At 28.7% G+C, this 15,931-nt stretch carries 16 protein-coding genes; 6 read left to right on the plus strand and 10 right to left on the minus strand.

Annotated elements, in window-relative coordinates; translation table 11 throughout:
* Nucleotides 1–27: 27 nt before the first annotated feature.
* Both JWF52_RS07740 and JWF52_RS07745 read right to left on the minus strand, forming a co-directional pair.
* Nucleotides 28–1,401, minus strand: coding sequence for a DUF3298 domain-containing protein (locus JWF52_RS07740; protein ID WP_208332997.1), 1,374 nt, complete (start codon nt 1,399–1,401; stop codon nt 28–30).
* A gap of 72 nt (nt 1,402–1,473) precedes the next feature.
* Nucleotides 1,474–2,136, minus strand: coding sequence for a hypothetical protein (locus tag JWF52_RS07745; RefSeq protein WP_208332998.1), 663 nt, complete (start codon nt 2,134–2,136; stop codon nt 1,474–1,476).
* 235 nt (nt 2,137–2,371) lie between these two features.
* On the opposite strand from JWF52_RS07745, the gene JWF52_RS07750 reads away from it, so the two are divergent.
* Nucleotides 2,372–2,806, plus strand: coding sequence for an MFS transporter (locus JWF52_RS07750; RefSeq protein ID WP_208332999.1), 435 nt, complete (start codon nt 2,372–2,374; stop codon nt 2,804–2,806).
* Nucleotides 2,807–2,811: 5 nt separating this feature from the next.
* Nucleotides 2,812–3,261, plus strand: coding sequence for a hypothetical protein (locus JWF52_RS07755; protein ID WP_208333000.1), 450 nt, complete (start codon nt 2,812–2,814; stop codon nt 3,259–3,261).
* 81 nt (nt 3,262–3,342) lie between these two features.
* On the opposite strand, the gene JWF52_RS07760 is transcribed toward JWF52_RS07755, so the two are convergent.
* The 7 genes from JWF52_RS07760 to sigV form a co-directional block, all read right to left on the minus strand.
* Nucleotides 3,343–4,704, minus strand: a complete 1,362-nt coding sequence (locus JWF52_RS07760; protein WP_208333001.1) for a short-chain fatty acid transporter — start codon at nt 4,702–4,704, stop codon at nt 3,343–3,345.
* Nucleotides 4,705–4,785: 81 nt separating this feature from the next.
* The gene (locus JWF52_RS07765; protein WP_208333002.1) at nt 4,786–5,445 is read right to left on the minus strand and encodes a 3-oxoacid CoA-transferase subunit B; all 660 of its coding nucleotides are present in this window, start codon (nt 5,443–5,445) and stop codon (nt 4,786–4,788) included.
* Nucleotides 5,445–6,104: a 3-oxoacid CoA-transferase subunit A gene (locus JWF52_RS07770; RefSeq protein WP_208333003.1), complete on the minus strand. Its 660-nt coding sequence runs from the start codon at nt 6,102–6,104 to the stop codon at nt 5,445–5,447. Before JWF52_RS07770 ends, JWF52_RS07765 begins: the two co-directional genes overlap by 1 nt.
* Nucleotides 6,105–6,125: 21 nt before the next feature.
* Complete coding sequence (locus tag JWF52_RS07775; RefSeq protein WP_208333004.1) at nt 6,126–7,331, minus strand: acetyl-CoA C-acetyltransferase; 1,206 nt, start codon at nt 7,329–7,331, stop codon at nt 6,126–6,128.
* Between the two features lie 157 nt (nt 7,332–7,488).
* On the minus strand, nt 7,489–8,379 hold the full coding sequence (locus tag JWF52_RS07780; protein WP_208333005.1) for a LysR family transcriptional regulator: 891 nt from the start codon (nt 8,377–8,379) through the stop codon (nt 7,489–7,491).
* A gap of 91 nt (nt 8,380–8,470) precedes the next feature.
* Entirely contained in the window at nt 8,471–9,319 is an 849-nt protein-coding gene (rsiV, locus tag JWF52_RS07785) for an anti-sigma-V factor RsiV (protein ID WP_208333006.1), read from the minus strand.
* Nucleotides 9,320–9,333: 14 nt separating this feature from the next.
* On the minus strand, nt 9,334–9,831 hold the full coding sequence (gene sigV, locus JWF52_RS07790; protein ID WP_208333007.1) for an RNA polymerase sigma factor SigV: 498 nt from the start codon (nt 9,829–9,831) through the stop codon (nt 9,334–9,336).
* Nucleotides 9,832–10,202: 371 nt separating this feature from the next.
* Between sigV and JWF52_RS07795 the strand changes: the two genes are divergently transcribed.
* The 4 genes from JWF52_RS07795 to JWF52_RS07810 all read left to right on the plus strand — a co-directional run bounded on the left by JWF52_RS07795 (nt 10,203) and on the right by JWF52_RS07810 (nt 14,527).
* Nucleotides 10,203–11,552 carry a dicarboxylate/amino acid:cation symporter gene (locus tag JWF52_RS07795; protein ID WP_286184053.1) on the plus strand — a complete coding sequence of 450 codons (1,350 nt, stop codon included), beginning with the start codon at nt 10,203–10,205 and terminating at the stop codon, nt 11,550–11,552.
* Between the two features lie 297 nt (nt 11,553–11,849).
* Nucleotides 11,850–12,695, plus strand: a complete 846-nt coding sequence (locus JWF52_RS07800; protein WP_208333008.1) for a DUF3100 domain-containing protein — start codon at nt 11,850–11,852, stop codon at nt 12,693–12,695.
* 21 nt (nt 12,696–12,716) lie between these two features.
* Entirely contained in the window at nt 12,717–13,187 is a 471-nt protein-coding gene (locus tag JWF52_RS07805) for a hypothetical protein (RefSeq protein WP_208333009.1), read from the plus strand.
* Between the two features lie 26 nt (nt 13,188–13,213).
* Nucleotides 13,214–14,527, plus strand: a complete 1,314-nt coding sequence (locus tag JWF52_RS07810; RefSeq protein ID WP_208333010.1) for a M20 family metallopeptidase — start codon at nt 13,214–13,216, stop codon at nt 14,525–14,527.
* A gap of 57 nt (nt 14,528–14,584) precedes the next feature.
* On the opposite strand, the gene JWF52_RS07815 is transcribed toward JWF52_RS07810, so the two are convergent.
* A complete protein-coding gene (locus JWF52_RS07815; protein ID WP_208333011.1) occupies nt 14,585–15,871 on the minus strand; it encodes a transcriptional regulator in 1,287 nt (428 codons plus the stop codon).
* Between the last annotated feature and the right edge of the window lie 60 nt (nt 15,872–15,931).

Here is a 15,931-nt window from a genome sequence, read left to right on the forward strand (position 1 = left end):
TATATTGTTAAATATATTGCTAAGTAGTTATTTAAAAATATCTATATATTCATCTTTAATTATATGGCTTATGGTATTTATATTTATTACATACTCTGGTATTCCTGCTGCATAAGGAGCTATTTCGTATAAATCAAAGTAAATAATTAAATTGTCATCTTGTATATAAAATTTTTGAGTATCTTTTATTCCTTCAAATTGATAAACCCCTTTAGTCTCTGGGTCCTTCTTACCTAAATCTTCTATTTGTTTTCTGATTTCATTATCTATTACTTTTTTATAATTTGATTTTTCTTTAAATAGATTATTTAGTACTAATATTTTACCGCTCTTTATATCTATATTATAAGTTATATCTTCATAATAACCATGGGCTCCTCCGCTATACTTGTAGTATTTCACCATTACGCTTAACATATCATCACTATTTTTCTTAACTTCAAAATCTACATTTGCTACAAATTTATTTTGATCATCTGGCATACCTTGAAAATAACTTTCAGCCTCTTTTTGAGATACATCATAAAATTGCATTATATCATTTCTAATTTTTTCATTTATACTATAATCTATATCTTTATTCGAAGTCATTATTATAGGTATATTAATTACACTATTAATATATTTATTATTTTTAGTTATAGTTTGAGTATCTACATTTGCTACTATTTCATCCGTTTCTATTATCTTTATTTTATGTTTAAATATTTCATATGGTATTTTAAATTCATAAATCCCTTTTTCCTTACTATCTTTATAAGGATTAAAATAAACTGCAATACCTCCATCTGTGATTATATAGTTAGTATACTTATTGATATTTATTTTTTCTTTATCTATCTTTAACTTATTTTTATCTATATACTTATCTATATAATTTTTAATCACTTCATCATAGTCACTATTATCTTTTAAAAAATTATCTATATACACTCTCTGCCCAGTTTTTAAGTCAAATATATAGCTATCCTTTTCAAGTTTAACATCTTTTTGTTTTTCATTTATATTCCTATATATTACTATATTAAGTAAATTACTATCTTCAAAAGCTACATGATAATTTATACTAATATCCCTCTTCTTTTTTTCTTTTCTTAATTCTCCTATTTGTCTTTGATGATTAACAAATTCATTTACACTTTTTCTTATATATGCGTTTATATATCTTTCAACCTCATAATTTTGATAATGAATTTCTGGCATTTTTATAGCTATTGAAGTATTTTTACCATCTATCTTGATTTTCTCTCCTGTTACCTTTACTGTTCTTAGTCCTTGATATAAATTTGTTTGCATTATATCTTTTATATTATTAAATTTGCCTTGTTTTACTATTGATATTATTAGTATTCCTATAGTTATTATAGTTATTGATTTTAAGAAATTATTTGTATGCTTCATATATTGTTCCTCCTAAATACAATTCACCTATTATATTTAGAGTTTTTATATGTTTTCATACATAGTATTTTCTTAAGATACTACTATATCTTTTTTAGATTTATTTGCCATGGCTAATATAAGTCCAAGCGCAATAGATGCAAATGCTGATGCTATTACTCTATATTCTGAAGGTAGCATAAATACTATTGTGTGACATGGAATCCAAAATAAAGGAATTGTTTTTAATAAAGTAAAACTAACATATCTGTACCAATCTATTTTTTTAACTAAGTATGATAATGAAACATCCTTTTTATTAGTCAAATAAATCTCATCTATATATGTATCCGTAAATTTGTGGAATAAAAATATAACTGGAGATTGCAATATATTCATAACTATACTAGTTAATAATGCATGAGAGAATAAAGAACCTCTAAAAGGCAATTTGCCAATTTCTTGAGCTTTTTCTACTCCTGCTGGAAACACAGTTAAAGCTAATGTTGTTACAACTCCAATAAATCCCCAAATTATAGCTTTATAAATAATTCCATTTGGCTTTTTCCAATATCCATTTATAATTCTTACTCCAAGTAAATCTCCCATAGTAGCTAAAATTAAAAACTTAAAAAAACCTCCCATGTATGGATAGCTTTCTGTTGTTGATATGAAAATTTCCCTAGATCTTGGCTCAATTAGTATAACTATCCATAGTATAAGTACTCCAATCCAAATAAAATCTCCCTTTTTCACAGCATTTCTCCTTTTTATTTATAATAAACTTAATCAATCCTTCTTCGCACAATTCCTTTATTCCTCTATAAATTTATTATTTTTATAAAACAAAATAATAAATTTATACAATTACTATCTTAATATTACTTTAACTATAAAGAATAAATTAAATTATATATAAAAAATATTATTAATTGTATATAGAATGTAATACTGATATATTCTTTAGAGATAAAAAATTTGGAGGGGTATTATGAATATATTAAAGAAAAATAACTACATAATTTTAACAATAGCTATATTTTTAGGTTTCTTAATGTTTGGCTTTTCTGAAAATATAAAAGGTACAGCAATCCCAAAGGTACAGTCAGAATTTATTATAAATGAAATGCAAATTGGAATACTACTATCTCTAAATTCATTAGGATACTTATTGGCATGTACATATTCAGGATGGTTATCTAGAAAAATCGGATTAAAAATAACTAATATATTATGTTTTGCAATTATGGCTTTATCTGGAATACTTATTTATTTTTCCAAATCATTTTTAATGTTTTCAGGTTCCTATTTTATAATGTACCTTGGTAATGGTATGTTGGAGATTTCTTTAGGAATATTATCAGCCAAAATATTTAGTAAAAATACTGGTACTATGATGAATTTATCTCATTTTTTTATGGTCTAAGCTCTATGGTAGCTCCAATTTTATCAACTAAGCTTATGGGTATAAATATTATTAATGATCCACTCGGTTGGAGAGGTATGTACTTAGTAGTTCTTATTGCAACTTTAATACCGATAATCCCGGCCATATTTAGTAAATTTCCAGAGTATAAAGAACAAGATCAACCTATGTCTATTAAATCATATATAAAAAATCCTACAATATGGCTTATAGTACTAGTTCTTTCTTTTGGCGTTACTTGTGAAATGGGTGTAAGTATAGTAGTTGGTAATTTCTTAATAGGCGTTATAACAGATTTATTTAAAGTTATATTTACTAATATATATAGTGTAGAAGTTGGACTAAAATATAGGTATAGTGCGGGATATATTTTTATAGGTATATGTTCTCTTGTTTGCTTTTTAGGAACTATCCAATTGATAAGATTATTAAGAAAAAAAGATAAAGTACTTTAAATTAATACATTTTATTTCGCCAATTTTTATAGTAACAAAATAGCCTAAAGTTTATACTTTAGGCCATTAATTACTTATTATCTACATTCCTATAAACATTAATCCCATTGATATTATTATCCCTGAGTATAATAAATCTATTAAACAAAATCCCATAATATCTTTTGCACCAAGACCTGCAATTCCTAATGCTGGCAATGCCCAAAACGGTTGTATCATATTCGTCCATGCATCTCCCCAAGCTATAGCCATTGCAGTTTTAGCTGGATCTACCCCAAGTGCTGCTCCAGCTGGCATCATTATAGGTGCCTGAACTGCCCATTGACCACCACCTGATGGTATAAAAAAGTTTACTATACCAGCGCTTAAAAATGATAACATTGGAAATGTAACTGTTGTTGAAATTTGAACAAAGAAATTAGATATTAGTATTGCTAAAGAAATACCTTCAGCATTTACACCGGTCATCATTCCTATTATTCCTGCATAAAATGGGAATTGTAACATTATTGGACCTGCCCCTTTAGCTGCTCCACCTAACGCATGCAAAAATCTTTTTGGAGTCTTATGAAGTGCTATACCTGAAAATAAAAATATAAAGTTTACTATGTCTAAATTTAAGTTAAACCCATTATTAATAAAGAAATATATTATATATGCAAAACCCATTATTGACATTATTATAGTAACTATTTTACTATTCTCTAATTTATCCGCTGGAGTCATTTCATTTCTTTGCATTTCTATAAATTCATCATCATCTTTTAATAAATCTTTATCTATAACTACTACTTTTTCTTTTATTGGATGCATTGCTTTATTTAAAAGAGGTAGTGTTATAACTAATACACCTACTATGGCCATATTAGATAAAGAGAATATAGTTTTACTTGTAGAAATCCCTTCAGCTCCTATAATTCCTGCTGTAGCAGACACAACTGCTTCTCCACCTGACGCTACTGTTAAAGGAATTGACCCTGAAAGACCTGCATGCCATAATAAGAAACCTGAATAAGCTGATGCTATAAGTAATCTGTAGTCAACTCCATCCACTTCTTTAGCTAATTCTTTAGCAAATATTGCTCCTATAACTAGCCCAAATCCCCAGTTTATTAAACATGCTACTGATGATATAAAAGTTACCATTAATATAGCTTGAGTTGGAGACTTTGGTATTCTCGCTAATGATTTAAGTGCATTTTTAAACATTGGAGCACTTGCAAGGGTATGACCTAATACAAGTACTAATGCCATTTGCATTGCAAAAGCTAACAAACTCCAAAATCCACTAGTCCAATGTAAAACCATATCCATAGGACCTTGACCAGTAAATATAATTCCTGAAATAAATATTGCAAAAGTTATTATAATACAAAATAAAAACGGATCTGGTAAGTAATTTTGGACAATATTAACACAGCCATTTGTAAATTTTTTGAACACACTATTTCCCCCTTTTATTATGCTTTTAACTAATAGCCTAAGATATTAAACTTAGGCTATTAGTTACTTTATGAAACTTAATTAATCTTCCATTATTTTTAAATTATCACTTATTGTTAATTGTGCTTCTGTGGCATTTTTTACATCTTCTATGGTAAATTCTTTATTAATTTCTGTTAAAATTAACCCCTCACTTGTTACCTCCATAACACCCATTTCCGTTACTATTAAATTCACTTGACCTTTAGCTGTTAGTGGTAATTTACACTCTTTTAAAATTTTAGCTTTTCCTTTAGCAGTATGTTCCATTGCTATTATTACCTTCTTCGCTCCTACTACTAAATCCATAGCTCCACCCATTCCTGGAACTAACTTTCCTGGTATCATCCAATTTGCAAGATTACCTTGTTCATCAACTTGTAGTGCTCCTAATATTGTTATATCAACATGGCCTCCTCTTATAATTGAAAATGATGTAGAGCTATCAAAGAATGCTCCTCCCTCATTTATAGTTACAGATGAACCACCTGCATTTACTATATATTTATTTTCTTTATCTTTATCTGGAGTAGGTCCAATTCCTATAAATCCATTTTCTGATTGAAGTGTTATATCTATATCTTTTGGCAAATAATTTGGTACAAGCGTTGGTAGACCTATTCCTAAATTTACTACATCTCCATCTTTTAATTCTTTAGCTACTCTCTTTGCTATAAATCCTTTTATTTGACTTCTATCCATTACTTCACACCCCCATCAATTATATAATCTATGAATATATGTGGCGTCATTACATGTTCTGGATTTATATCTCCAATTTCTACAATTTCATCAGCTTCAACTATTACTGTATCTGCTGCAGTTGCCATTACTTGTGCAAAATTTCTACCTGATCCACTATAGTATGTATTACCTTTTTTATCTACTTTACTAGCTCCTATTATAGCTATATCAGCTTTTAATGGTTTTTCTAATAAAAATTCATTCCCGTCTATGTTAATAGTTTCCTTACCTTCTGCCACTAATGTTCCTATGCCTGTTGGTGTTAAAACTCCACCAAGTCCAGACCCTGCACTTCTTATTCTTTCAGCCATAGTTCCTTGTGGTATAAGTTCAAATTCAGTTTCTTTGTCATTTAATTGTCTTATAGCCTCTGGATTTAATCCTATGTGAGTAGCTTTTATCTTACTAAACTGATTATTAACAACCATTTTACCTACTCCATAGTCTACAAACCCTGTGTCATTACATATTAAAGTTAAATCTTTTACACCTAATTTAACCAATTCATCTATTATTTTATGAGGGCTTCCGCACCCCATAAATCCACTTACCATAATTGTCATAGAATCTTTAACTAAGTCCCTTAAATTACTTAAACATATAATTTTATTTTTCATAATTTATACCCCCATTCTTAATTAAAGTGATTTAACTATTACACAAGTACCCATTCCTCCACCTATACATAGTGACGCTAATCCATATTCTAAATCTCTCTTTTTCATTTCATGTATAAGAGTTGTAATTATTCTAGCTCCTGATGCTCCTAATGGATGGCCTAATGCTATAGCCCCACCATTTACATTGGTTCTTTCTTCAAACCAATTATCATCTACATTGTAACTTTCTTTAAGTTCCTCTATAACTCCTAAAGATTGAGCTGCAAATGCCTCATTTAACTCAACTAAATCTATATCTTGAATTTTCATATCTGCTCTTGTTAAAGCTTCTTTTATTGAAGGTACTGGGCCTAACCCCATAACCGATGGGTCAACTCCACCTTGACCAACAGATATTAATTCTGCTATTGGAGTTAATCCATACTCTTTAACCGCTTTTTCAGACGCCACAATTATTATACTTGCTCCATCATTTATTCCTGAAGCATTACCAGCTGTAACCGTTCCATTACTTTTAAATGCTGGTCTTAACTTAGATAACGCCTCCAATGATGTACTTCTATTTGGATATTCGTCTGTATCAACAATAGTAGATCCCTTTCTACTTTTCACTTCTATTGGAACTATTTCTGACTTAAATCTTCCTCCATCCAAAGCTGTGATAGACTTTTCCTGAGACTTAATAGCAAATAAATCTTGTCTTTCTCTAGATATGTTATATTTCTCAGCTATATTTTCAGCCGTTATACCCATATGATAATTATTAAATGCATCCGTAAGTCCATCATTTATTAAACTATCTTTAAGTTGCATACCTCCCATTTTATTTCCTAGTCTAGCCTCTATACCTGTTATATATGGTGCTTGAGACATAACTTCAACTCCACCTGCTAGTATTAAATCTGCCATATTAGCCTTTATTTGAGAATATGCTGTCATTACTGATTTCATTCCACTTCCACAAATTATATTAACTGTATAGGCTGGTACTTCATTAGGAACATTAGCAAATATTGCTGCTTGTCTTGCTATGCCTTGACCTTGACCTGCTGATAATACATTTCCTAATATTACTTCATCTATATCACTTGGATTTATTTTACTTTCTTCTATAACTGACCTCATAACTTGGCCTGCTAATTCTGATGCTGATACTTTAGATAAGCTTCCTAAAAATTTTCCAATTGGACTTCTTTTAGCATTTACAATATATATTTTAGACATTAATACTTCCCCCTAAAAATTTTATTTTAAATTTTAAACTTATGTACACCTGCTCTTTAAGATTAGTATAGTTCTAATATTCTCCTTTGTTAAATTCCATAATTTGCTATACTTATAACTTTAAGTTATAAATAAAAAAGACTGATTTTTATAAAAATCAGTCTTTTTTATTTAGTTTTTTTTCTACATATTTTATAAAAGTTTTTACACTTTTTGAAATATATTTATCTTTTTTAACTATAAATCCTATGTCCCAACTTATATCAGGTTTTTTTATCTTTATAGTTTTTATATCTTTAGTTTTAAATCTTTCTACGATAGGTTTTGGCATTATAGTTATGCCTTGATTAAGTGCCACAAGTTCTATTATAAAGTCCCACTGAGATGTTTGTATTATTATATCAGGGAAAAATCCCGATGATTCACAAGCATCTATTATTTTATCATGCATCATAAAGTGTTCATTAAAGGTTATGAATTTTTCATCTTTTAGCTCTTCTATATTTATTGATCTTCTATTTGATAACTTATGTTTTTTACTTATAACTAGCATAACCTCTCCATCTGTAACTGGAGTAGTTACTAAATTATTTGACTCTACCGAAAGTATTACTACTCCTAGTTCTATTGTTTCATCTTCAATTTTATCTTTTATGTTATTGGACCCTTCTTCTAATATTTTGACTTCTATATCTGGATATTCTTCTTTAAATTCAGCAACTATAGATGTAAAGTATACACTCCCTATAACAGGTGGCAATCCTAGCGTTAAGTGCTTTTTAGATGCTATCAAACTATCTTCTAATTTGTATATTTCTAGATTTATAATATCTAATGCTTTTTTTGCATTTACATAAAATATTTCTCCTTCATCCGTTAGTTTGAAACTTCTAGTGTTCCTTTCTATTAATTTTGTATTAGTTTCATATTCTAAAATTTTTATAGCTTTACTAAGTGCTGGTTGTGAAATATGTAAATTATTAGCAGCTCTTGTAAAGTTTCTTTCTTTAGCTACTTCTATAAAATAAGTTATGTCCTTTATATTCATGCCCATCATCCTTTTAGTTATATATACCTATATTATAGTTTAATGGAATTTAAAAATCCCCACTAAATTGTTTTTTAGTGGGGACTTTATTTTATTTATTTTGTAAGCTAGCTACAATATCATTTGATATTACAAATTCTTGTACTCCCATATATCCTGGAGCTACTTCATATTTATCAAAACAAATTACTAATTCATTATTTTTATTTATATAGAACTTTTGATCTTTGCTTATTGATTTAAAGTTTTCTGCCATTTCATCATCTAACCAATAAACTTTATCTTTATCTTGTTTCATTCTTTCTTTCATTTGCTCTTTAATATTTTCGCTTATTGCATTTACATAATCTGATCCGTTAAACATACCTTCTAAAGTTAATACTGTTTCATTTTCTTTGTCTATAGTATAATATTTACCTTCAGTGTTAGACGAAGCTTGAGCATGATAAGTATATAGTGCTAAAGATAGTATTTTATCATTATCTGTCTTAACGTCATACCAAGAATCAACCATTTCTCTTCCTTCTATACCATCTTTTTTAAGATTCTCTATTTCTTTTAGGTAGCTATTATATAAGTTTTTACCTTCATTTTCAAACTCTTTATTTAGTTTATATTCTAACTCTTTATTTTTTAAGCCTTCAATTTTAGGTGATTTTATAGATACATCAAATCCATTGTCTTCTATTCTATAGTTAGCTAAATTTACAACCTTAACTAAACTTCCTATTACAGGTACCTTCTCTAGTGTGTTTGCAAATGATGGGCTTAAATTTATAGATACTACAATGATACCGAATGAAGCTGCTGCCGATACCCATTTAAAACTATTTTTTACTTTTTTACCTAATGATTCATTTACTACATCTTCTAATCTATCAGGTATTTCAATATTATTATATTCATTTTTTAATTGTTCCATTTTTTTATTTTCTATCATATTTTCCATCCTTTCTAATTTGTAATTTCCATTTTTAATTTTCTTAGTGCTGAATATAGTCTGGTTTTTACAGTATTTACATTCTCGTCTAATATGTCTGCTATTTCTTGTATCTTCATGTCCTCAAAATATCTTAATATAACTATCGTTTTATAATCATCATGTAATAAATCTAATGCTCTATGCAAATCTATATCTTTATAGGTGTCACTATAAGTGTGCCTATTACTTATGTCTTCTTCATCTAATGCTAGATATTTTTTATTTTTTCTTATATAGTCAATAGCGCTGTTTGTTAGTATTCTATAAAACCATGGCTTAATATAATTTATGTCTTTAAGTTCACTTATTTTAGATAGGCCTTTACATATAGCATCTTGAACAACATCTAATGAATCATCTTCATTTTTTGTGTAACTATAGGCCATTCTATAAAATGAATCCTTATTTTCTACTATATAGTCTTTAAGTTCTTTTTCTTTATTCTTTTTACTTGAGCTCAGTAACTTCATTCTAAACTATCACTACCCTTTCTAACTTTAAAGTTACATATATATAGACGATTTTAATATCTTTAAAAGTTTTAGTTAATATCTATATTTATTTTTTTATTTTTATAATCTAAATTTATAATTATATTATTTTTTTATATTTGTTTATTAATATTCGTACTGTATGATAATTATTGTCTTATTTTGTAGAAAATATTCCGTTAATTATTGACACACAAATATTTCTCATGTATATTTAATTTCATAGGATACCTTTAAGATAGTCCCGTGAGACTAATAAGGAAATATACATAACGTAGTATTTTACCTTAATATCATTATCGGTATTAAGGTTTTTTTGGTGTCCTAAATTAAAACTTATGGAGGATACTATGAAAATTCAATCTATAAAAAATAATTCTAATCAATTGGCTATCAAAATGGCTTTTGCTCTAATATTAGGGCTGATTGCTGGAACTTCATTTATTTTCTTAAGAGAACATCTAAACTCTAACGGAAACTCTGAAGCTTGGTCTTTAGTTAATAAATTATTATTCCAAGATATAAGTAGTAATGATGGAAACGGTGCAATAGGAATCTTTTATATAGCTGGCCAGCTATTTATCAATTCATTACAATTAGTTATTGTACCTATGGTATTTACATCTATAACACTTGCCATGTGTCATATAAGTGATACTAAAAAGTTAGGTCGTATCTCATATAAAACAATATTAGGATTTTTAGCTACATCTGTATTTGCATTAGTTTTAGCTGGTGTATTCGGACTTACAGCTCATAAGCTTGGCTTATTTAATGTAAGTATTAATGATATAGCTTCAAGCCAAGGAAACTCAGGTAACAATCCATTACTTGTATTTGTTCAAGCTATACCTAATAATATATCTTCTGTATTTAGTGACAATGGACGTGTATTATCTATTGTTTTCCTAGCGGTTGTCACAGGACTTTGCATAAATACTTTAGGTGACCAAATATTAATTTTAAAAAATTTATTACAAGATATCAATAAAATAATAACTACATTTTTAACATTTATTATAACTAAATTTGGTCCTATTGCAATATTTGTGTTAATAACAAGAACTTTTGCAATCTACGGAGTTAATCACTTAAAACCAGCTCTTGCATATGTTTTAACCGCTACAATCGCGCTATTGATATTTTTAACTTTTGGATATGCATTATTCATATTCTTCACTACAGGTTTAAATCCAATTATATTTATAAAAAAAATCGCTAAAGTAGCATTATTTGGATTTTCTACATCTTCATCAGCAGCAACTCTACCTTTAAATACTAAAACAATAGTCGAAGAGTTAGGTGTTAATGAAGAAATAGCTTCTTTCACACTTCCACTTGGAATGACCATTAATATGAACGGTACAGCAATAATGCAAGTTGTTGCCGCAATATTTATAGCTTCAAGTGCTGGGTATAATGTAACAGTTGTAAATATATTAATAATCGCTTTATTAGCGTTAATCGCTTCAATAGGAACTCCTGCTGCACCTGGTGCCGGAGCAATTATATTATTTACTGTATTAACAGGTATGGGATACCAAAATGATGCTGCAGTTTTAGCATATTCATTAGTATTAGCTATAAATAGACCTATTGAAATGTTAGTTACATCTCTTAATGTCGTTGGTGATGCTGCAACTGCTATATTTGTTGCTAAATCTGAAAATTGCCTTGATGAAAAAATATATAATAGTTAAATTTTGAAGAGTGTGCCTTAAGTCACACTCTTTTTTATAATAACATTCGACACTCATACCCATATTTTTAAAATTAAAACACATTTTTTTATTTTCTTGTTGACAAAAATATACATATAATTTATTCTCTAGTTAAGGACATATTTATGACATGTCAAATATTAAAAAATGCTCTACTTTAATTATTAATATTTTTCATGTTTATATTTTTTCAAGCTTAGGTAAACGTTTATTAAGCCTGCAAAGGAAAACCTATTCATAATTATGTCAAATACAATTTATATTTTGGGAGGAAATATGGAGAACAATAAAAATCTTATCAAATTAATGATTACAGCTTTCGTTATAGTTGTAGCTTGTGAATTCATCGGTGAGTATACAGTTAATATCGGCCCTGTAGCTTTAGTTTTATTCCCGATGTTATATGCAGTTATAGTAGGAATTATAATCACACCAGATTTATTAGGTAAAAAGATAAAGGCTTTAAAAGAAATGATTGGCGAAAAAGAAATCAACATTGCTGGTGATGTTGTTGGTATAGCATTAGTTCTATTAGGTATAAAGTATGGATCTACTGTTGGTCCTAACTTAGCAAAAATAATAGAGGCAGGGCCTGCATTCTTAGCTCAAGAATTTGGACATATATTAGCTCCGTTAGTAGCACTACCTTTAGCTTTATGGTTTGGATTTAAAAGAGAAGCTGTTGGCGCTTGTTCTAGTATAAGCCGTGAGACTTCTTTAGGTGTTATATCTGAAAAATATGGTATAAATTCACCAGAAGGTAGCGGAGTTTTAGGTACTTACTTAATGGGTACAGTTATCGGTACAATATACTTCTCTATATTAGGTTCAGTTTCAATATATACAGGACTTCATCCATATGCATTAGGTATGGCAACTGGAGTTGGTAGTGGGAGTATGATGACCGCTGCATCAGCTGCACTTACAAAAGTACCTGCAATAGCATCTAATCCCGAAATGGTCGATACTATACTTTCTTATGGTGCTACAAGTAACATGATGTCTAGTTTAACAGGACTAATATTCTTAGTATTTATAACTTTACCATTAACTAACAAGTTATATGCTATATTAGAACCAAAACTTGGTAGAAATAGTAAAAAAAATAATAAAACAGCATAATTGAAGAGAGGTGCATTTAAAATGTTTAGTAATATAAATTTAAAAAGAACTGGATACCAATTTGTAGTTATGTTAATAGTTGGAGCTATGATACTTATAGGACAATTTATAAGTAAAGGTACTTCTATAATAACAGCTCTTCCTGGTATGTTAATAATGATATTTGCAGCTATGATAGCTATGATGTTAAAAGATTTATTTCCTAAATCAATATTCCCAGCTTTTGGATTTGCAACAATAATAGGATTAATACTTAGCGTACCAGGTAATCCTGTATCTGATGTATTTAATGCTCAAGTAGCTAACATAAACTTTATGGCTATAACTACTCCACTATTAGCTTTTGCGGGTATATCTGTAGGTAATAAGATAGAAGAGTTAAAGTCTATGTCTTGGAAAATAGTAGTTATATCATTAGTAGTCTTCACAACTATATTCTTCGCTTGTGCATCTATCGGACACATTGTGTTAAAGATACAAGGCGTTATATAAATTTAAATTAAACTTGGAGGGTTATTATGAATAAGCAACAATTAAAAAATTTAATTATAAAAACAATAGATGATAATAGAGATAAAATAATAGAAGTAGGTCGTGGAATATACGAAACTCCAGAATACGGATACAAAGAATATAAAACAACTGAAGCTGTAGCTAACTTCTTACATGAGGAATTAGGATTAGAAGTCGAAAAAAATATAGCTGTTACAGGATGTAAGGCTATTTTAAATAATGATAAAAAAGGTCCTCATATATCTGTATTAGGTGAATTAGATGGTATATCTTGCAAGGAACATAAAGATGCTAACGACATAGGAGCTTCTCATACTTGCGGTCACAATATACAAATAGCTGGTATGCTAGGTGCTGCTTTAGGATTAGTTAAAAGTGGAGTACTTGATTCATTAGACGGTAAAATATCTTTCATGGCTACTCCAGCTGAGGAATTTATAGAATTAGAATACAGACAACAGTTAAAAAATAATGGAGAAATAACTTATTTTGGTGGTAAACAAGAACTTGTAAAAAGAGGTTATTTTGATGATGTAGATATGTCTATGATGTTCCATTCATTAGATATGGGTGAAAATAAAGCATTAGTTGGACCTGAAAGTAATGGATTTATAGGAAAGAAAGTGCAATTTGTAGGTAAGGAAGCTCATGCAGGTTCTGCTCCATATGATGGAGTTAATGCTTTAAATGCAGCAATGTTAGCTATAAATAATGTAAATGCATTAAGAGAAACTTTCAAAGAATCTGAAAGAGTTAGATTCCACCCAATCTTAACTAAAGCTGGTGATATAGTAAATGTTGTTCCTGCTGATGTTCAAATGGAATCTTATGTTAGAGCTAGAACTATAGATGGAATGATAGATGCTAGTGAAAGAATAAATAAGGCGTTAATAGCTGGTGGTATGGCTGTAGGTGCTGATGTTGTATTAACTGAAATACCTGGATACTTACCAATATTACGTTACAGAAGTATGGATAACTTATTTAGCAATAACTTAGTTGAATTAGGTATAGATAACGAAAAAATAGTTGATGGTGGAGATTTCACTGGTTCATTTGACTTTGGAGATATATCTCATTTAATGCCAACGCTTCATCCTATGATGGGTGGTGTTAAAGGTGCTCTTCATACTAGAGATTTTGAAATAGTTGATGAAGATTTAGCTTATATAGTGCCAGCTAAATCAATGGCTATGACAGTTGTAGATTTATTATTTGATGGAGCTAAAGAAGCTAATAATATATTATCTGATTTTAAACCAGTAATGACTAAAGAAGAATACTTAGGATTCTTAGCTAAATATGATAGAACTATATAATTAAATATGGTAATAAAAATAGGAACTTCTAATCAGAAGTTCCTATTTTTATTAAATCTAAAACAATACCTCTATAAGGTTTTTTGGTCTTCCTCCACCTTTGCTACTCTCTTTTGCACATATTCTTCCTAAATCTGCTGATACAATTTTATTTAATATACGTCTAGAGCTTCTATCACTTATATCTAAATAGTTTGCTAATTCTTTGGTATCATAAATTTTACTTTGTCTAATTTCATTTATTGCCATTAGTTTAGCTACAGATTCACAACTTAGTCCAGTCCTGGTGGCTATATCCATCACTTTTTCATTAGATGATACTAAAGAATAATTTAACTCATTATCAAGACCTAGCGGACCTTTTATAAAATCATTTTCATCAACTGAGTATATATAAAATTCATCTGAATCTTTACAACGTTTTAATGCTTTATATCCGTTAGCTTCTGCTTGATAAGCAGTAACACCTATTCCTATTCCTACACCTAGAGAAAATCCTATATTTTTTATATCTTTTTGTAATTTAAATAATTTGTTATAATTATCTACATTTTTTACTGCTCCCTTATGAGCAAAAACTATATACTCATCTCTACCAAAGTTAAATAAAGACCCTTGAATACTTCTAACATATTCAACTATAAATTTATCCATTTCAGATTTTTTAATCATGTTTGAGTAATAGTTTTCATTATTACTTTTATAGTCAGCTAAGCTCAATACCTCTACTGCTATTTGCGAATATTGTGCCTTATTTAATTCAAATTCACTTTTAACTTTTTCATAACATACTTTTATAAGTGGTCTTGTTACGTGTAGTCTATATACAGGGTAACCTTGCCTTTTTATTTCGTTATACACCCCAGCAAAACCTGTTAAAATTACACTAATCTTATTTTGCTTATATAAATTTATATGCCATTTTGCATATTCCATTTCATCTATTTCATTAGAAAATGGTAATGAAAATATTTCTTTGTGATTAATATCTACTTCCTGTAGAATATCTTCTAAAATTTCATTTTCAACAACATCTATGCTAAACCTATCTAATTTCATATTATCATTTTTTACTTCCCAAAATGCCTTTAATATACTAGTTCCACCTCTTGATACAAATCCATTTGGTTTTTTAACTTCATGTTTAGATTTAACAGCTTCAGAAACTCCACATCCTGTAAATATAATTACATCGCATTCTTTCTCACAAATAGATATCTTATCTAGAGTATCTACCACTCTCTCACCTATATATAATTTGATTTCTATCTCTCTGTCTAATTGGTGTAAGTATTCACATATTTTTTGACTGGAGTCCGAAGGTCCAATAACACCTACTATCATAAATTTATCACCTTAATCTTTTATATATTTATAATCAATATATATCATAATTTTCTCTAA

Origin of the sequence: Clostridium sp. CCUG 7971 (genome assembly GCF_017590215.1) — a bacterium.
Lineage (GTDB): Bacteria > Bacillota > Clostridia > Peptostreptococcales > Peptostreptococcaceae > Faecalimicrobium.